Consider the following 19,003-nt stretch of genomic DNA (forward strand, 5'->3'; position numbering starts at 1 on the left):
CCGCCGCACCGCCGACCCCCGATGCACCGCCCGCCGTCGCCCCGGCCGGGGCGAGCGAGACGAGCTGGGAAGGGCAGGTGCTGGCGCGGCTGGCGAAGCGAAAGGCCTATCCCGAAGCGGCCCGCAGCGCCGGGATCGAGGGCACCGCGCTGGTCCGCTTCACCGTCACCCGCAACGGCGGCCTGCTCGGTGTGGCGCTGGTCGCGTCGTCCGGCTCGCCGCTGCTCGACCATGCCGCGACCGCCGCGGTCGCCCATGCCGTACCGTTCCCGCCGATCCCGCCGGCGCGCGCCGAGCGCATCGAACTGACCGTGCCGGTCAGCTTCTCGCTGTCGGCGCTGCGCGAGCGCTAGACTAGAGGAACCGCTGGCCGGCGTGATCGCGGAACAGCTCGGCGTTGCGCACGTAATCGGACAGGACCTGCACCGATTTGTGGCGGCTGACCTCCTGCAGCTTGAAGATCGTCGCCCCCTGCGCCGCGCCTTCGGTCAGGAAGCCGGCGCGTAGCGAATGACCGGCGAATTGCGTCGGGTCATAGCCCGCCGCGGCGGCATGCTGCTGGACCAGCCGGGCGATCGCCCGATCGGACATCGCATCCCCGGTCAGCGCGTCGCTACGCGACAGCCGGCGGAACAGGGGTCCGGAATCGTGCCCCGCCGCGGCCATCCAGGCGAGCAGCAGCGCCTTGGGGCGGATCCGCGAGCCCTCCGGAATGGCGATCACCGCACCGGCACCGGTCCGGTCGGTCTTCGAGCGCGCGATGGTCAGCCGCAATCCCTCGGGGACCAGCCCGACATGTTCGACGCCGAGCGCGACGATCTCCGAACGGCGCAGCGCCGCGGCCATGCCCACCGCCAGGATCGCGCGATCGCGCACCGCCCGCAGCCCGTCGCCCTCGATCCCCGCGAGCATGTTGCGCAGCGCCGCGGCATCGGCGGGCTGCTTGCGGCGCTTCGCCCCACCGTGTTCGGCACGGATGCCGGCGAGCACTTCCGCCAGCCGCCCGGCGGTGGGCAGCGCGGTCGGCGCGGGGTGGCCGCCGGCGCGATGGTAATGACCGATCGCCGCGATCCGCCGCCCGATCGTCGCCGGGTTGAGCCCGCCGACCGCCTGATCGCTGGCGAACACCGCCACCACCTCGGGCGTCGCCGGCAACGCGACGAGCTGATGCGCCGCACACCAGGCGGTGAAGATCGCCCAATCCGATTCATACGCCCGCCGCGTCGCGCCGGCGCGGGCGGCGCGGGCATAAGCGGCGGCCTGCTCGATCTTGTCGTTGAGGATCGCGGGAAGCGCGGGTTGTTCGGGCGCGAATGTGGGGAGCGTCAGCGCGGCGGGATCGATCGGGGGCGCGGCAGGGCGGCGGGGAGGAGCCATAACATGGCTGTGCCATGGCGGATCAGTGAGCGCTAGCGCTGTGTCCGAGAATCACGGTTATCGGACACAGCGCTGGTGTTGGGCGAGCACCACATGGCGCCTCTTTTTACGCCTCAACACCTCCGGCAAACCCGACCTGACGGCACCTCGTTCCATATACAAATTTGCAAATGAAAAGTGGCTGATATAGGCGCTTCGTCAGAGGAGCGTGTGGTGCGCGTTCGACGCAGTTCAGCTCGAACCAGAGAGAGCGTATCCGGTGATTAAAATCTGGAACCGTATCGACCACGGGGCTATCGCTCTGCTGAGAGCGGTTATCGGCTTGAACCGGGCTACCAAAGTCGGCGCCCTCGTAACCCTCGACGCCATCTTATGCATAGCCGCGGTGTGGATTGCCTTTTCGCTGCGCATAGGTGAGTGGATATTGTGGAGTCCCGCAATATCGAAAGTAATGGCGCTCAGCCTGTCACTATGGCTTCCAATATTCTTTTGGCGTGGAATTTACAATTCTATCGTGCGGTTCATTGGAACCCGCACGATGGTTGGCATCGCGACATCATGCATTTTAATGGGGGTTGGCCTCAGTGTTATGTTGGCGATTGGTGCATTTCCCGGAGTCCCACGCACCGTAGCCTTCATACAACCCATGGTGTTTGCCGTGCTGCTGATCTTCAGCAGACTTATGGCTCGCTATGTGCTCCTGGATCTCCTTAATCAGCGCAGCTCTCCTGGGCGCCGGCAAGGCGTGCTGATCTACGGGGCGGGGTCGGCGGGACGTCAACTCGCCTTGTCAATGCGCCATGAACCTAACATGGTGCTCCGTGGATATATCGACGACGATACAAGACTGATCGGCAAGCACCTCGACGGCGTCTCAGTTCATGGCAGCGATCAAGTCGCCCAGCTCGTCGAGCGACTGGAAGTGAGCACGATATTGCTCGCACTGCCGCGCATATCCCGCCAGCGGCGCGAGCGGATTGTGCGCAAGTTCGAGAATATCAGCGTCAGGGTCCTGACGCTGCCCGCGATGGGTGATTTATTGAGCGGGTCAGTATCCATCGGCGATCTACGCGCGATCGAGATCACCGACCTTCTTGGCCGCGATCCCGTACCTCCGAACGAGTTGCTGCTACATCGAACAATCCGCGGTTTTACCGTGATGGTCACTGGAGCAGGAGGCTCGATCGGTAGCGAGCTATGCCGTCAAATCATTCGACTGGATCCCACGCGCCTCATCCTCGTCGAGATGACCGAACATGCGCTCTATTCCATCGAAGGTGAGTTGCGGGAGGCGCAGGAAGCCCAAGGCTACCGCGGCAGGCCCGCGATCCATGCGGAATTGGGCAATATCGCTGATGTCGACACGGTACGACGACTATTCGACCGCTGGAAACCCGATACCGTTTTCCATGCCGCAGCCTACAAGCACGTTCCACTAGTCGAGGAGAACGTCATCGCGGGTATGCGCAACAACATCAGTGGCACGCTGAATTGCGCATTGGAAGCGGAACGCACAGCCGTGCAGCATTTTATCTTAGTTAGTACAGATAAGGCCGTACGGCCAACCAATGTCATGGGCGCAAGCAAGCGTGTTTGCGAACTGATCCTACAGGCCTTGGCCGCGCAGGGAAGCAAGACCAAATTCGCCATGGTTCGCTTCGGCAACGTGCTTGGATCGAGCGGGTCGGTCGTCCCCCGCTTCCAGCAACAGATTCAGAAGGGAGGTCCAGTTACGCTCACACATCGCGACGTCACACGGTACTTCATGACCATACCGGAGGCTGCGCAGCTAGTTATTCAGGCAGGCGGCATGGCCGAAGGCGGCGAGGTCTATGTTCTAAATATGGGCGACCCCATCTTCATCTATGACTTGGCGCGGACCATAATCCACCTGTCCGGCCTGACCGTTCGCGATCCCTCGAACCCCGATGGCGACATCGAGATTTGCGAGGTTGGGCTCCGCAAGGGTGAGAAGTTGTATGAGGAATTATTGATCGGCAACTCCCCATCCCCCACACAGCACTCCCGAATCATGCAAGCACGTGAGAATTTCATTGATTGGAGAACCTTGGCTATTCATCTTAATGATCTCCACCGGGTTCTGACCAACGGGGATCGCATTGCCTCGCTTGAAATCCTATCGACTATCGTACCCGAATATGTTGGCGCGCAGTCGATCCGTCGATCGACAGCCGCCTAACTTATCCCTGCCAGCAGTTCCGCTGGCGTCCAAACATGGCTAGAGCCTCCGTCATGAGATCCCGTCAGCGTTCAAGCCAAGGCGGCCACCTTGGGCTTCCCGCCATTCTTTTGGCAGCGTTTCTCATCGTTCTTTGGCTGGCGGGCGGGGCATCACGTGCGGACGTTCTGGGGCAAGTCCTCGTGCGTGGAGCAGCTTGGGGGCTCTTGATCCTTGCGGCACTTTTCAGCCCGCGGCCTCAGGTTCGTGAAGCGGGCGCCGTCGCATACCTGGTCCTAGCCGCAGTACTCTTGCCGACGTTGCAACTCGTTCCGCTACCTCCCGCGATCTGGGAAAGCCTGTCTGGCCGTACCGTCTTCATGCAGGCGGTCGAAGGAACACAACCTTGGCGACCATGGTCGATCGTTCCTGGCGCGACGTGGAACGCGCTGGGATCTTTAATAGTGCCGGTCGCCGCTTTGGTGTTCGTTACCACGTTACGCGAGCGCGAACGTCGCTGGCTGCCCGACATGATTTTGGCCTTGATCACAGTGTCAACGTTGGTCGGCTTGTTGCAATTCTCTGGTGTAAGATTCAACAATCCCTTCATCAACGAAGGTGTCGGGGCGGTGAATGGTACCTTCGCTAACCGAAACCATTTCGCGCTATTCTTGACGATCGGCTGCATCCTCGTGCCGGTCTGGGCCTTCCAAGGCAGTCGCCATCGAATACGCCGCATTCCGATCGCGTTAGGACTGTTGCTGCTGTTCATCCTCGTGATCCTGGCGAGCGGATCACGCGCCGGCCTAGGACTCGGCGTCTTCGCCGTTGGACTTGGGCTCGCCATCGTGTGGAAAGACATGCACCAGATGCTGCGCGGTGCGCCACGATGGACATTGCCGGCGATCATCCTCGGCATAGTGACCGTTATCTCGATATTTGTTTTAGTCAGCGTGGTCGCCGGTCGCGCTCAGTCGATCACCCGAGTGCTATCTGTCGATCCGTCAGCCGATATGCGAAGCCGAGCCCTGCCGACAATCATGACGATGATCGAAACCTACTTCCCGTGGGGCAGCGGATTTGGTGGGTTCGATCCAATATTCCGGATGCACGAGCCATTTAATCTTTTGAAACTCACCTTCTTTAATCACGCACATAACGACTTCCTTGAAGTGGTTCTCGAAGGCGGTATTTTCGGCGCGGCGTTGTTGCTGGGCGCGCTGATATGGTGGGGAATGGCCAGCTTGCGAGCCATTCGATCCGGTGATCGCTTGCAGCGCCTCGGCACAGGAATCCTCCTGCTGGTGATCATAGCTAGCGGTTTCGACTATCCCGCCCGGACCCCTCTGATCATGGCGATATGCATTATCGCCGCTTGGTGGCTGAATGGAGCAGCGTCATACCGCCATACGCCAGCTTTACCCGCCGACAGGTAGCACTTATAGGCGATCGTCCTTCCCCCCACGCAGGTCTGTTCTAGCGCATGCGCAAGTTTTGTATTGCCTTAATGGCCATCAGCGCCCTTGCCGGATGCAGCCGTACGCCCCCGCCGCAGTCAACCGCCTCACTGACGGTGATACCGGACAGCAAGGGCCTGCCACCTCCCGGTCGTGGTGACCTGACGGCTGCCGATCGGCCCGCGTTAATCGGTCCTCTCGATACCATCGTCGTCGACGTGTTCAACGTCGAGGACCTCAGCCGCGAGATGCAGGTCGATGCGAGCGGCCGGATCGCCATGCCCTTGGCCGGCACGATCGATGCACGTGGCCGTACCGCAGAGGAACTGGCCAAGGCGATTGAGGCGGCGCTTCGCAGCCATTATGTGCGCAACCCGAGCGTGACCGTTAATATCAGGAACTCGGTCAGTCAGGTCGTTACGATCGACGGTCAAGTCGTCGAGCCTGGCCTTTATCCAGTGACAAACCAGATGACGCTGATGCGGGTTATCGCTTCGGCGAAGGGCCTGTCCGAATACGCGCGCCAAGAGGACGTTGTGATTTTACGCACCGTTAATGACCATCGCATGGCGGGCCTGTACAATGTAGGTGCAATCCGACAGGGTACATACGACGATCCGCCGGTATATGCGAACGACGTCATCATCGTTGGTGACTCGCCCCAGCGCCGTCTGTTCCGTGACATCGTTTCGGTATCTCCAATTCTAGCCGCGCCGTTGATCGCGATCTTGCAGTAAGGCCGACCATACTCATGAACCTCGTGACATCTTCTTTGCGTGGCAAAACCATAGATGGTACTCCGCGACCGACCTGGGCGGCGCCTGCGGAGGAGAAGACCGACCTGCGGCATTATCTGCGCGTTGCGATGCGGTGGCGCTATGTCATCGCCGGGACAGTCGCTTTATGCGTCCTGCTGGGCTTAGTTGTCACGTTGATGATGACGCCCAAGTATACCGCCACAGCGACTGTTGAAATCTCGCGTGAGTCTAATCAAATTACAAATATCCAAAGTGTTGAGCGGGAAGCCGGAGTAGCCGACCAAGAATTTTACCAGACCCAATATGGCCTCCTGCGGTCGCGCAGCCTCTCGGAACGCGTGGCGACCCAGCTTCGTTTGGTCGACGATGCAAAATTCTTTGAGATGTTCGGGGTGTCAGGAGAAAACCCGGCGTTCCAGCAGACGAACGGTCGCTATCCCGCGTCTGGTAGGGCGACCCGCCAGCGGATCGCGGGCGAAATCCTACGCAGAAATTTGGACATCGATCCGACGCGCTTGTCGCGGCTGGTGGACATTCATTTCGTCAGCCCCAATCCAGAATTGTCGGCGCGCGTTGCCAACGCTTGGGCTGAAAATTTCATCCAGACGAACTTAGAGCGCAAGGTACAGGCCACGTCTTATGGCCGGGACATGCTGCAGCGGCAGTTGGCGCAACTCAAGGAACGCCTTGATCAGTCGCAGCGGCAGTTGGTAGCCTATGCGTCGGCGGAGAAAATCATCAATCTTCCGGCTCAGTCAAATGACGGCCGGCAGACATCGGAACGATCGATCGTGGCCGACGATTTGGCGGCGCTCAACGGCGCGCTCGCGCAAGCCACGGCAGACCGGATCCAGGCTGAAGCTCGCTACGAGCAGATCGGGCGCAATGGCGCCTCGACAGAGGCGTTGCGAAATCAAGCGATCAGTTCGCTGCGTCAAAAGCGTGCCGAACTTGCCGCAAAGTATCAAGAGTTGATGACTCAGTTCGAGCCAGGCTATCCTGCTGCAAAAGCGGTCAAATCGCAGGTGGATCAGATTGATGCCAGTATCGCTCGAGAAGAGACACGTGTCCTTGGCTCGTTCCAGACCGATTATCGCCAGGCAGCAGGGCGCGAGCGGGCGCTTCAATCGAAGGTTGATCAGCTTAAGAGTAGCTATCTCGATCTGCGCCGGCGCAGCATCCAATATAATATCTATCAGCAAGAGGTAGATACGAACCGTGCCCTCTACGATGGCCTGCTGCAGCGCTTCAAGGAGATCGGCGTGGCCGGCGGGGTTGGCGTCAACAATATCGCCATTGTTGACATGGCGGATGTCCCGCAGAGGCCTTCCAGTCCCCGCTTGTTGCTAAATCTGGCCATCGCTCTCGCAGCCGGACTGGCACTCGGCGCACTATTGGCACTGGCGCTGGAACAGATCGACGAAGCCATCGCTGATCCGGAAGAGATCGAACGCCGCCTCGGCGTACCTCTGCTCGGGTCGGTACCCAAATTGCATCGTGGGACGCCTAAGGAGGCGTTGCTCGACCGCAAGTCTGAGCTGGTCGATGCCTATCTGGCAGTCCAGACCAACCTTGGTTTCACGACGGCGCACGGTGTCCCGCGGTCCCTTGCAGTTACCTCAACCCGCCCCGCGGAAGGCAAGTCGACTACGGCCTTGGCTTTGGCAACAATGCTCGCCCGTACGCAGCGAACGGTCATCCTGGTCGATGGTGACATGCGGTCGCCATCGGTACATCACCTAGGCGGCGTGAGCCACGATCGGGGGCTGAGCAATTTCCTATCCGGTCAGGACGAGATCGACCCGCTCATTTTCATCATGAGCGATCTAGGCTTTGCCGCGATGTCGGCAGGGCCAATCCCTCCCAACGCCGCGGAACTGCTGACGGGTGACCGGTTGGATAAGCTGATAACGCTGCTGCTCGAGCGCTATGATTATGTCATCATCGACTCTCCGCCCGTAATGGGACTTGCCGATGCTCCGCTCATCGCCAACCGCGTCGAAGGGACTATCTACACCGTAGAGTCGCATGGCATCCGATCCAGCTTGGTAAAGACTGCTTTGAACCGGCTCGCCGCGGCAAATGCCAGCATTGTGGGCGGCGTGCTGACCAAATTCGAAGCCCGCAAATCGAATTACGGCTTCGGCTATGAGTATGGCTATAATTATGGCCGTGATAGCCAGGATATGGCGAAGACGGACCGCTGATGAATCGAGCAAAGCGCCGGATACATCGCTCTCCCAGCGAGTGGGCCATGCGAAGTCTGGCCGCGCTGCTGATCGCAGTGCTCGGCTATGGCTTTGTGACGTACAGCCTTGCTGGTACGCTACGTAGTTCGGCTCCCGATCGGGCTTATGCCCTATCATCGACCGACGGTCGCACCGCTGCGCTGCTTTCTGCCCAAATGATCGGCACAGATCGCGCTCGCGCCGTCGCCTTGGCAAACCTAGCTCTGCATCGCGATCCGACCGCCGTTCCAGCGGTAACGACGCTTGGGCTGGCTGCGCAATTGAACGGTAATACGGCCAAAGCTCAACAGCACTTTCGCTACGCAACGACTTTGTCGCGCCGCAATTTGCAGGCGCAACTGTGGATGATCGAAGACTCGATCACGCGGCAGGATATCGCGGGTGCCCTGCGTCATTACGATATCGCCCTTCGGACTTCAGCGCCCGCTCCCGAATTGCTCTACCCCGTGCTGGCCAGCGCGCTCTCGGCGCCGGAAGTTCGCACGGCTCTTGCCCGCACGCTGCTTACCCGGCCTGCGTGGGCACCAAATTTCATCGGTTATGCCGCCGGAAATGCGCCTGATCCGCGCGCGGCGGCATCCCTGTTCGTTGCCCTTCAACGCCACGGCATGATCGTGCCGCAGAATGTTCACGCCGTCACACTCGACCGGTTGCTCAGCCAGGATCTTTTGGAGGAGGCTTGGCGCTATTATGCGGCGGTACGACCGGGGTCCAGTCGTCATCGGTCCCGTGATCCGCAGTTTGGCATGCTATTGACCGAACCGTCGGTCTTTGACTGGGTGCCAGTGACCACGGGGGGAATCACCGCCGCCATTCAGCAAAACGGAAGTGGTGGAATCTTTGTCTTCGCGGCGCCCCCCAGCGTAGGTGGAACGGCACTGCGACAATATCAAATGCTGCCACCCGGTGATTACGGTATGACCGGTCGCAGTATAGATATTCAGCCAACTGGTGTGCCGATGCCCTACTGGATGTTAAGCTGCCGTAACGAGCGTGAACTTGGTCGGGTTGCCCTCACATCATCGAGCCAAGCAAACGGCCATTTTTCCGGCCGTTTGCGGGTTCCGGCGGATTGTCCCGTTCAGATATTGTCACTGATCATCCCGCCTTCCGATGCGGTCCAAGGTATTTCCGGGCAGATCAGCGAAGCGATCCTGCGGCCGATACGCTGACAATGGCAGGCATTTCATATCGCATGCTCGGCGGAGTTATCCTGCTGATCCTGTTCGCGGCACCCGTGGCGGCGCAGGAAGACACGCAGTCGGTCAAAACCCAACTTGATACCGGACTGCGCCCTAGCAATCCATCCGGGCTGCAAACCAACCCGATGGTGAATCCGATCAACGTCACGCCGATGAAGCGTCTCGATACGCGCCTGTCCAATCGTGTCCAATCGCGGATCAACAGTCGTATCGAACATGTTCGGGGGTCTCGTGCCAAGGCGCCGACACAAAGGGGGCGTTAGGATGCGGCCTTCAGGCTTGTGCCGCCTTACCGATCTTTATCCTGAGAAGGGCTGTTGCTCCCGCGTTTCGCCAATGGCGTAACGGCGGCCTGCAAGTGCGGTCACACTGGACGACGATCACTGGTCAGCCTAGGAACGGCACCTTCAGCGAGGCGTGCTTCAATCGTGTCTAATTCGTCTTCTGCCGCTCATAGCGGCATCGCCGCACGTATCTTCGACGTAGCGACACATGTGCCCGAGCGCATATTGTCAAACGAGGAACTCGCGGCTGATTTCCCGGATTGGCCTGCCGGGAAAATCTTGGAAAAGACCGGTATCCGTGAACGTCGGATCGCCGCACCTGATGAAACAGCACTCGACCTCGCCACCGCTGCGTGCACGTCGTTGTTCGAACGCAGACCCGATCTGCGTATGCGTGTCGACTTCATCATCCTGTGCACACAGGCTCCCGACCATGTCCTGCCGACCTCCGCCTGCCTCCTCCAGGATCGGCTGGGGATGCGCACTGGTATCGGCGCACTGGATATAAACCTTGGCTGCTCCGGCTTCGTCTATGGCCTGTCGGTCGCTGCGGGGCTCATAGCGACCGGCAGCGCACGAACGGTGCTGCTCGCCACGGCCGATACCTATTCCAAATACATCAATTCGCGCGACAAGAGTGTACGCACCCTGTTCGGTGACGGTGCGGCAGCGACGATCGTCACCAGCGACGACATCGGCAGCGCCTCGATTGGACCGTTTGTCTTCGGCACCGACGGTGCGGGCGCTGACCGGTTAATCGTTCCCGCCGGCGGTTTCCGTCTTCCTCGCAGTGCTGATACGGTAATTGAAAGCGAGGATCGCTCCGGTAACGTGCGCAGCGCCGAGAACCTGTTCATGGATGGCGGTGCGGTCCTCAACTTCACGCTCCGTGAGGTCCCACGCACTTTCCGCAGCCTGCTTGATCGCGGGGGTCTTGCGCCCACCGAGCTGTCAGCGGTGATCCTACATCAGGCGAACAAGTTCCTGCTGGATGCGCTGCAGAAAAAGCTTGGCCTCGACGATGCTATCGTGCCGCGTCGCTACGAACTGATCGGTAACACCGTATCCTCGACGATACCCTTTGTGCTCGAACAGGAACTCGCAGCCGGCCGCATAACCACCGGATCGCGCGTCGCACTGATCGGCTTTGGTGTTGGCTTGTCATGGGCCGGGGCGCTAGTGGGCTTTTGATCAAACAAGAGATGAGATGACGATGTCGGAATTCTACGAAGGCATGGCCGAAATCCTAGACGTGGACGTGTCTGAGATCGGCCCAGATTTTGAATTGGGTGATGCCTGGGACTCGCTTGCGATCGTCTCGACGATCGCCCTGATCGACGAGATTCACGACCGCTCGGTCAGCCCCGATGCGCTAGTCCAGTGCAAGACGGTGGGCGAGGTCGAAGCGCTCGCGAACGCAGCGGAGTGACCATGGCGCCGGGGCGCTCCATTTCTGTCACAGGCAGCCGCATTGCCGGCGTCGTGTCCTGTTTACCCGAGCATGTCGTTGACAACACGTCTTTCCGTGAGCGGTTCGGCGACAAGGCCAACGACATCGAAAAAATGACAGGTGTGCGCGAGCGACGCTGGACGGACGCGGATACAACCACCGCCGATCTGTGCCAACGGGCAGCGGAAACGCTTCTGGAGCGGTTGGGTTGGGAGCGTGACAGCGTCGACGCGCTGTTCTTCGTGACGCAGACACCCGACTATCGTCTGCCGGCGACCGCCTGCGCGCTGCAGGGTCGGCTGGGCCTGAACCGTCAGACCCTGGCATTCGACGTCAATCTGGGATGCTCGGGCTATCCCTATGGCTTGTGGCTGGCGATGACGACAGCGGCCTCCGGCGCCGCCAGGCGCGTCCTGTTGTTGGTCGGAGATACCATTACCAAGACCGTCGATAGCGAGGATCGCAGCACTGCCATGCTGTTCGGCGACGCCGGAACTGCAACCGCGATTGAGGCGAATGCAGACGGCGCGGCCCACTTCATCCTCGGCACCGACGGGACGGGCGAGCACCAACTCATCATTTCCGAAGGAGCCTTTCGTTCTGCCCCGGTGCCGGCAGATGATATAGCAGGCCCCAAAGCGGACGCGCTGTACATGGACGGTGGTGCCATCTTCAATTTCACGCTGGCCACGGTTCCGCCGCTGGTCACTGCGACGCTCGATCGGGACGGGGGCGCCGATGGCTTCGACGCCTTTCTCTTTCATCAAGCCAATGCATTCATGCTGAAGCACCTCGCAAAAAAGTCCAGGCTGCCCGCCGACAAGGTACCGATGAATATCGACCGGTTCGGCAATACGAGCAGCGCGACAATCCCACTGCTGATGACCACTGACCTGGCCACCCGTCTCCGCGTCGGACCAGTGCGGCTCGGGATGTTCGGCTTCGGCGTCGGTTTTTCCTGGGGGTCTGTGGATATTACCGTCGGTCCGCTCGCCTGCGTCGAAACAATCGACTACCGGTAACTCATGGCGCACGAGGCTCTTGATCACGCCTCCGCACGCTTGTGGGCGGAAAATTGGCACCTGCTTGCACACCGCTCCGAGCTGGCGGCGTCGCGCAATTTCGTGCGTTTCGACATTTTGGGACGCGAAGTGGTATTATACCACGACGGTACATCCGTCATCGCGTTCGATAATCGGTGCCCGCATCGCGGCGCGCGCATTTTTGATGGCGATACCGGGTGTGAACGATTTCTGTGCCGCTATCATGGTTGGTCCTATGCAAAAGGACGTATGTTCGTTGCGGACAAGGCATCCCTTACCCATTGCTCGATAGATCAGATCGCGCTCAACACCCTCCACCTCGCGTGGATGGGCGATTTTGTATTTGTAGCACAGACGCCCGCACAATCTTTGGAAGACCAGTTGGCAGGGCTCGGACCCATGCTTGAGGATATCTCGCACGGGATTGGCCAGCGTTGGGACTTCAACCGCTATCTCTACGAGGCCGACTGGCGGATAGCATTGGAAAATGCTCTTGAACCTTATCATGTCGGGCCGATCCATCCCAACACGCTGAACACGTTAAACCTTCAGCCTGGTGAGAACCGCTATTACGGACGTAATTCGGTATGGTCGGCGCCGCTGGGTGACGAGCGGATGGTGCGGCGAATGCGGTCGCTTTCGCGCTTGTTCGATCTACCGCACCAATTTGAAGGTTACGAAAGCCTGTATCTCTTTCCCTTCACCATGATCTCCTCGACCTTTGGTTTTTCGCAATCGGTGCAGCATTTTTTACCGGCGACGACTCCGGAGCGCACCCATTTTACCAGTCGCCTATTCACCGGTCGGCTAAGGCCTGCGATCAAGCCCGAACTCGTCACCTCGTTCATGGAATCGTCGGCGACGATGAACCGGGCGGTCTTTAACGAGGACCATGATATCTGCAAACGGGTCGCACGCGACACATGGTCTATGGACCCGCCGCGCTTCTGGTCGGCCTCTGAAGAAAAACTTCTTCATTTCCGCGAAAGCTATCGGGCGGCGATTTCAGGCGGTTGAGCCTGCCGCAGCGTCTTGGCGGGCGCTGCGAATACCGATCGCCCCGCTGGCACAGAGCGATAAACCACCGAACCTGCGCCGATCGTAGCGCCTGCTCCGACCTTCACCCTCGGCAACAGCTTGGCCCCCGTGCCGATCATTACGGCCTCCTCTACCCGTACTCCGCCCGTCAGATCGACATGCGCACTGAGCGTCGAATAGCGACCGACCGATACGTCGTGCCCAATGCTGGTCAGTACGTTGACACTAACCAGTTCACCGACGTGCACATCGGCCGATACCAATGACAACGGGCACAGGATCACGCCATACCCAAGTATCGCCGACCCAGCTACTACTGCCGTCGGATGTATCAGCGTCGTAAAACGCCCCCCCCGGGCGCCCAGAAGAGCCGCCACCCGGTCCTTGATCCGTGGGGTACCAATTGCCATCAACAGCTGATCCCTCGATTGTGGGACGAAATCTGCAATACTGCCGAGCAGACCGACGCTGTAAGCGAAACCGTTCATCGCGGCCGAATCGTCATCGATCAATCCGGCGAGCGGCGGTACCCTGCCAGCGACATGGGCATCGTTCGCCCAGCTGATCAGCTCGCGACCGAACCCGCCCGCTCCAACGATGATCGTCCGGCCCTTTTCCATCATATCCACTCCTATTACGAGCGGCGCTATAAGGAGCCCCCCACTGCCCTGGCAATCGCCAAGCAGGGCTCCGACGGAGATGCAGGCAATGACCATATACACGTCGGATGTACTGAGTGGCCGTCACCTCCTTGTGACAGGCGCATCATCGGGTCTCGGCCGTGCTGCGGCGCTTGCTTTTGCCGAAGCCGGCGCCCGCCTCACACTGATGGGACGCGATACAGGACGCCTAGACGAAACACGCGCGCGACTGGCCGGCGAGCGCCATGCCGCCGTCGCTACTGCCTTCAACGATCTCGAGGCGACCGCTGAGGCGGTTAAGGCTATTGTGAGTGAGCACGGCACTCTCGATGGCGTCTTTCATGCCGCCGGGACGGAACTCGTCCGGCCGATGCGCATGTTCAAAAACAACAATGCTGCAGAGCTGTTCGGAGCCGCCCTTTACGGCTCGCTTGGTATAGCTCGGGCAGCAGCATCGCGAGGTGTGCTCTCAGACGGCGCGTCGCTGGTAATCATGTCTTCGGTCGCGGGTCTCCGCGGCACCGCCGGCATGGTCGGCTACTCGGCGGCCAAAGCCGCTGTCGATGGCGTGGTCCGGAGCCTTGCCTGCGAGCTTGCCCCGCGCCGAATTCGGGTTAACAGCATTGCCGCCGGCGCTGTCGAAACCGAGATGCATGCCCGCCTTGCCAAAACATTGGGCGAGAGTGCGATTGATCAATATGAACGCCGCCACCTGCTTGGCTTTGGTCGCCCCGCTGACATTACCAATGCTGCTATGTTTTTGCTCAGTAGTGCCTCGACGTGGATTACTGGTACAACGCTGATGGTCGATGGAGGCTATACCGCTCAATAGCGGGATCGAAAACGAAGGTTATTTCAATCTGTAACGGTGCCTTCTCAAAAAGCGCCACAGCGTTCCGAATTTTTTTCCCTCACACCTGTCATGTTTCTAAAGAATGGTAACCAACTTTAATTATTACCATTTCAGCACGCCCGCCACCTCACCTGTTCTGCAGTATGCTTATAGGAAAATTTGCGTGAAACGTGTATTCGATCTGGCGATCGCACTAATTGTCGTAACCTTGCTTACAATTCCGATTGTATTGATTGCGCTATGCGTCCGATTTAAGCTCGGCTCGCCCGTATTGTTCAAGCAACAACGACCTGGCCTCCACGGTCGCCCATTCCACATGATCAAGTTCCGGACGATGGTAGATACACGGGACACAGCCGGGGCCTTGCTACCTGACGCCGATCGCCTGCCGCCGTTCGGTGCTTGGCTGCGAGCATCAAGCCTTGACGAACTGCCTGGGCTTTTCAATGTTTTGAAGGGCGACATGAGCCTAGTCGGCCCCCGCCCCCTGCTAATGCAATACGTCCCCCTGTATACGCCTCTCCAGTCACGCCGTCACGAAGTGCGCCCTGGCATTACTGGATGGGCACAAGTCAACGGACGGAACACGCTGAATTGGGAAAAAAAATTCGAACACGACATTTGGTATGTCGATCATCAGAGCTTCTGGCTCGATATTAAAATCCTTTTGCTTACCGCAAAGAAGGTGCTGAAACGCGATGGGATCAACGCAGCCGGCGAGGCGACGATGCCAGCCTTTCTTGGCAATGAGATCGACGAGCGCCCCCGTCCAAAATAGGCAATCCCGCGCGCCGAGGTGGCGAGCTAACCATAGAGTCAGCTTGCCGTCGCCGCCTTTAATACCTGCGCGATCGTTTCGCAGATCCGGTCCACTTCCTCATCGGTCAAAGTTGGATGGGTGAGGAACATCAGGCTCGTCTCACCCAGCTCCCGGGCATTGTGAAGCCGTTCCGCAGGACGCCACCCCGTGCCGTCGAAAGCCTTTTCAAGATACACTTCAGGGCAACTGCCCTGAAAGAGCGGCACGCCGGCCGCCGTTACTTCGGCAACGATCCTATCGCGATGCCAGCCTGACTTCAGCCTCTCCAGTCGAACATAGGCATAAAACCGATAGAAAGCGTGTGTCATACCTGCGTCAGGCAGAGGAGTGCGTATCACATCTTTGAAGTCCGCAAGCATGGCATGAAACCGCATGGCGATAGCAGTACGGCGACGCGTCCAATCAGCCATGCGACGAAGCTGCAATCGACCGATAACTGCCTGTAATTCCAGCATTCGCCAGTTGGTGCCGAAATCATCATGCACCCATCGAAATCCTGGCGGATGCTGCAGATCATAGACCGCAGCCCAGCTTTTGCCGTGATCTTTATAAGACCACATCGCCGACCAGAGGGCTTCGTCATCAGTGGTTACCATACCGCCTTCGCCGCCAGTCGTCATGATCTTGTCTTGGCAGAATGACCAAGCACCGACGTCACCGATCGATCCCACCGCACGGCCGTCAATCTTGGCACCATGAGCTTGCGCGCAATCCTCGATGACGCGAATGCCACGCGGCCTTGCCACCTCTACAATACCATCCATATCAGCTGGCCACCCGCCGAGATGAACCGGAATAATGGCACGGGTACGAGGTGAGAGGACAGCCGCAATGCTGGCCGGAAAAATGTTGCCGCTGTCAAGATCCACATCGGCAAAGACTGGTATGGCGCCAGCGTTCACGACCGTGGAAATGGAGGCGATGAATGTGCGGGGGGTCACAATCACCTCGTCGCCCGGACCAATCTTCAAGCCCTTCAAAGCCAGATCCAGCGCGACGGTGCCGTTTGCTACCGCAATCGCCCGCGATGTGCCGGTCCACTGAGCGAATTCACGCTCAAATTCGCGCCCCTCCTCACCGGTCCAATAGTTTACCCGATTAGAGGCGAGTACCCGCGCGACAGCCTCCTGCTCTTCCTGGTCGAAAGAAGGCCATGGGCTAAAAGGGCCATTGAGCATCATGAAGGGTCTCGTTTGCGGTATGCGCCGCTCATTAGCCGACCCAACGGACAAAGCAAAGCAGGACGCCATCATGCAGTGGGGCCGCATGTTGACGCGGCGCAGGCTTTTTCTTATCGACTCTAGCTCTTGGTTTTGCGGCTGACGTGTGACGGGGGTACTGCCGACATCGGCACGTCTGCACAAGGGAAGATGTGCGGGCATGGCTGATGAACAAACCGGGCAGATGAAGATTGCTATTATCGCGAATGCTGCGGAATCTCTAGTGGGTTTCCGTGGCCCTCTGCTCCGCCTTCTCGTAGCGCGCGGTCACCGAGTGCATACTCTGGCGCCCAGCTATTCGGCAATGCAGCGGAAGCAGTTGGAGGAGATAGGCGTCCATCTTGACATCGTCCGAATTGAGCGCACCGGACAGAGCCCCCTGTCCGATCTGTCCACGCTGGTCGATCTGCGACATTGGTTCCGGCGTGAACGGCCCGACGTCAGCCTGACCTACTTTATCAAGCCGAACATCTATGGCGGCCTGGCCGCCGCGATGACCGGTATTGCGCGGCGCGTGGCGATGGTCGAGGGATTGGGCTATCTATTCACCGACAACGGTGATAGCTCATTAAAGCGCTCCGTTGCACGCACAGTGGCAGTCGTGTTGCTACGGGCGGCATTGCGCCGTGCGCATCAGGTTATCTTTCTCAACCCGGACGATCGGGACGAGTTCGTGGCTAGGCGGATTGTCCGCCCTGAACAGGTTCTGTTGCTAGGCGGGATTGGGGTCGACCTCGACATATTCTCACCTGCCCCCCTTCCCGACGGTATGCCCTCCTTTTTGATGATCGGCCGACTACTTCGAGAAAAGGGCGTATGCGAGTATATTGAGGCGGCGCGCCGATTGAAGGTTCGCTATCCGGCCGCTCGGTTCTACCTTGTCGGTGGACGCGACAACAATCCGGGCGGGTTGTCCACGACCCAGGTCGACGAACTTCTTGTGGATGGGGCGGTGGAGTGGCTGGGAGAAGTGTCCGATGTCCGGCCTGCGATCGCCGGTTGCTCGGTATATGTTCTCCCCTCGTACCGCGAAGGCGTGCCACGTAGCACGCAAGAAGCGATGGCAATGGGACGCCCCGTCGTCACGACCGATGTTCCAGGCTGCCGGGAAACGGTCCAGGCTGGTGTCAACGGGTTCTTTGCAACGGCCCGCGATGCGGACAGCCTAGCAGACGCCATGGCTCGATTCTGCGATAATCCTTCATTAATCCCGGTAATGGGCGCGGAAAGCAGGCGAATGGCGCAGGAACGCTTCAACATCGACGAGGTAAACGAAAGAATTTATGGAGCTCTTACCGGAAGCTAAGTGTCAAGCCAGACCGAACGATAACCCTCGACCATCCGCGCGATCGAGAAACGCTGCTCCACGCGCTCTCGCGTTGCACGCTGCCGTGCGCACCATTCGGTTCCAGGCCGGCCAAGAGCTTGCAGAGCCTTAGCCAACGCCCGAGCAAGAGCTTGTGGATCGCGAGGCGGCACGATCCACCCCGTCGGTCCAACAATATCGGGTGCATCTCCGACATCCGTCGAAATGCATGGCGTGCCCGATGCCATCGCCTCGGCAAGCACATTGGGAAAAGCTTCGCTGGTCGAGGACATAACGTGCATGTCCAACGCGTTCATCACCGCCGGAATGTCATCACGTCGACCAAGCAGCATGACTTGCTCCGTCAAGCCGAGTTCCTCGATCTGCGTCCTCAAATCGCGGTTGCCCGGATCCATACCCGTTCCGACCAAAAGACATCTCGGGTGATGACCCATTTCCCGCAGGAGGCGAAGTGCCGTCAACAGGTTTGAGTGATCCTTGAGTACATCATAACGCGCGACAAACCCGATCACCGGCTCGGTGCTGGTCAAACCAAATTCTGAGCGACATTGCTCGCGCAGAATTGTATCGGGCTGGAATACGGACAGGTCGTACCCGTTTGGCACGACACGCAGACGGCTTGGCTCATATCCAAAATCGGCGTGGATTTGAGCCGACTTTTCTGCGCAGCAGATGATGCGCCGGGGTACTATACGCGACAAGCGCGCGCCCAGCTTCGCGACCATCACGGTTCTTTTCGAAGTTCCGCCTTCGCCAAGATCAGAGTGATGGATGCCCCATATAATATTCCGATGGCCACTCACCTTGGCGGCAAGACCACCGGCCAAATTTGAATGATACATCCATGTCTGTATGACATCGGAGCGCGATTTACTTAGAATGTTCCAGAGTTGCCTTAATCCGCGGCCGGTGATCCGGCCCCGTGGCATGTTCAGACAAAAGGCTGGAATGCCCTGCGCCTCAAGCAACGGTCCATATTTTCCGGCGTCGGTAAGGGAGACAACCCGATGCCGATCTTGCGAATTATGAAGGCATAAGCGGTACAGGGCGCTTTCGGCTCCCCCGTCGTTCAGCCCAGTAATGATGTGAAGAATGTCCATTGATA

18 protein-coding genes are annotated in these 19,003 nt (G+C 59.3%); 14 read left to right on the plus strand and 4 right to left on the minus strand.

The features are described 5' to 3' along the window. A partial coding sequence (locus FFS23_RS14770) for an energy transducer TonB (RefSeq protein WP_137899194.1) occupies nt 1-353 on the plus strand: 353 nt, incomplete at its 5' end. Nucleotide 354: 1 nt separating this feature from the next. Here the strand turns inward: FFS23_RS14770 and FFS23_RS14775 are convergent. Beyond that, nucleotides 355-1,377 carry a site-specific integrase gene (locus FFS23_RS14775; protein ID WP_137899195.1) on the minus strand — a complete coding sequence of 341 codons (1,023 nt, stop codon included), beginning with the start codon at nt 1,375-1,377 and terminating at the stop codon, nt 355-357. A gap of 451 nt (nt 1,378-1,828) precedes the next feature. Here FFS23_RS14775 and FFS23_RS14780 point away from each other — a divergent pair, with 451 nt between their 5' ends. From FFS23_RS14780 to FFS23_RS14825, 10 genes are all read left to right on the plus strand, one after another. Beyond that, the gene (locus FFS23_RS14780) at nt 1,829-3,577 is read left to right on the plus strand and encodes a polysaccharide biosynthesis protein (protein ID WP_249340696.1); all 1,749 of its coding nucleotides are present in this window, start codon (nt 1,829-1,831) and stop codon (nt 3,575-3,577) included. Nucleotides 3,578-3,630: 53 nt separating this feature from the next. After that, on the plus strand, nt 3,631-4,992 hold the full coding sequence (locus FFS23_RS14785) for an O-antigen ligase family protein (protein WP_171009509.1): 1,362 nt from the start codon (nt 3,631-3,633) through the stop codon (nt 4,990-4,992). 47 nt (nt 4,993-5,039) lie between these two features. Beyond that, nucleotides 5,040-5,750, plus strand: coding sequence for a polysaccharide biosynthesis/export family protein (locus FFS23_RS14790; RefSeq protein ID WP_137899197.1), 711 nt, complete (start codon nt 5,040-5,042; stop codon nt 5,748-5,750). Nucleotides 5,751-5,764: 14 nt separating this feature from the next. After that, on the plus strand, nt 5,765-7,978 hold the full coding sequence (locus tag FFS23_RS14795; protein ID WP_137899198.1) for a GumC family protein: 2,214 nt from the start codon (nt 5,765-5,767) through the stop codon (nt 7,976-7,978). 47 nt (nt 7,979-8,025) lie between these two features. Beyond that, the gene (locus FFS23_RS14800) at nt 8,026-9,192 is read left to right on the plus strand and encodes a tetratricopeptide repeat protein (RefSeq protein WP_137899199.1); all 1,167 of its coding nucleotides are present in this window, start codon (nt 8,026-8,028) and stop codon (nt 9,190-9,192) included. Nucleotides 9,193-9,194: 2 nt separating this feature from the next. Then, complete coding sequence (locus tag FFS23_RS14805) at nt 9,195-9,485, plus strand: hypothetical protein (protein WP_137899200.1); 291 nt, start codon at nt 9,195-9,197, stop codon at nt 9,483-9,485. A 165-nt stretch (nt 9,486-9,650) separates the two neighbouring features. Then, entirely contained in the window at nt 9,651-10,697 is a 1,047-nt protein-coding gene (locus FFS23_RS14810; RefSeq protein ID WP_212742984.1) for a 3-oxoacyl-ACP synthase III family protein, read from the plus strand. A gap of 22 nt (nt 10,698-10,719) precedes the next feature. Continuing rightward, nucleotides 10,720-10,935: an acyl carrier protein gene (locus FFS23_RS14815; protein ID WP_137899201.1), complete on the plus strand. Its 216-nt coding sequence runs from the start codon at nt 10,720-10,722 to the stop codon at nt 10,933-10,935. 2 nt (nt 10,936-10,937) lie between these two features. Continuing rightward, nucleotides 10,938-11,978, plus strand: coding sequence for a ketoacyl-ACP synthase III (locus FFS23_RS14820; protein WP_137899219.1), 1,041 nt, complete (start codon nt 10,938-10,940; stop codon nt 11,976-11,978). Nucleotides 11,979-11,981: 3 nt separating this feature from the next. Then, the gene (locus FFS23_RS14825) at nt 11,982-13,016 is read left to right on the plus strand and encodes an aromatic ring-hydroxylating oxygenase subunit alpha (RefSeq protein WP_137899202.1); all 1,035 of its coding nucleotides are present in this window, start codon (nt 11,982-11,984) and stop codon (nt 13,014-13,016) included. Here FFS23_RS14825 and FFS23_RS14830 read toward each other — a convergent pair. After that, complete coding sequence (locus FFS23_RS14830) at nt 12,989-13,660, minus strand: NeuD/PglB/VioB family sugar acetyltransferase (RefSeq protein WP_212742986.1); 672 nt, start codon at nt 13,658-13,660, stop codon at nt 12,989-12,991. The two genes, FFS23_RS14825 and FFS23_RS14830, sit on opposite strands and share 28 nt — an antisense overlap. An 85-nt stretch (nt 13,661-13,745) precedes the next feature. Between FFS23_RS14830 and FFS23_RS14835 the strand changes: the two genes are divergently transcribed. After that, nucleotides 13,746-14,510: an SDR family NAD(P)-dependent oxidoreductase gene (locus tag FFS23_RS14835; RefSeq protein ID WP_137899203.1), complete on the plus strand. Its 765-nt coding sequence runs from the start codon at nt 13,746-13,748 to the stop codon at nt 14,508-14,510. Between the two features lie 184 nt (nt 14,511-14,694). Beyond that, nucleotides 14,695-15,309: a sugar transferase gene (locus FFS23_RS14840; RefSeq protein WP_283214459.1), complete on the plus strand. Its 615-nt coding sequence runs from the start codon at nt 14,695-14,697 to the stop codon at nt 15,307-15,309. A 38-nt stretch (nt 15,310-15,347) separates the two neighbouring features. Here the strand turns inward: FFS23_RS14840 and FFS23_RS14845 are convergent, their stop codons facing one another. After that, nucleotides 15,348-16,532 carry a DegT/DnrJ/EryC1/StrS family aminotransferase gene (locus tag FFS23_RS14845; protein ID WP_249340697.1) on the minus strand — a complete coding sequence of 395 codons (1,185 nt, stop codon included), beginning with the start codon at nt 16,530-16,532 and terminating at the stop codon, nt 15,348-15,350. A 199-nt stretch (nt 16,533-16,731) separates the two neighbouring features. Here FFS23_RS14845 and FFS23_RS14850 point away from each other — a divergent pair, with 199 nt between their 5' ends. Continuing rightward, nucleotides 16,732-17,877, plus strand: coding sequence for a glycosyltransferase family 4 protein (locus FFS23_RS14850; RefSeq protein WP_249340698.1), 1,146 nt, complete (start codon nt 16,732-16,734; stop codon nt 17,875-17,877). On the opposite strand, the gene FFS23_RS14855 is transcribed toward FFS23_RS14850, so the two are convergent. Further along, nucleotides 17,874-18,998: a glycosyltransferase family 4 protein gene (locus FFS23_RS14855; protein ID WP_137899205.1), complete on the minus strand. Its 1,125-nt coding sequence runs from the start codon at nt 18,996-18,998 to the stop codon at nt 17,874-17,876. The genes FFS23_RS14850 and FFS23_RS14855 overlap by 4 nt on opposite strands. Nucleotides 18,999-19,003: the final 5 nt, after the last annotated feature.

The sequence above is a fragment of the Sphingomonas sp. 2SG genome, from assembly GCF_005503285.1.
In the GTDB taxonomy this organism is placed as follows: domain Bacteria; phylum Pseudomonadota; class Alphaproteobacteria; order Sphingomonadales; family Sphingomonadaceae; genus Sphingomonas; species Sphingomonas taxi.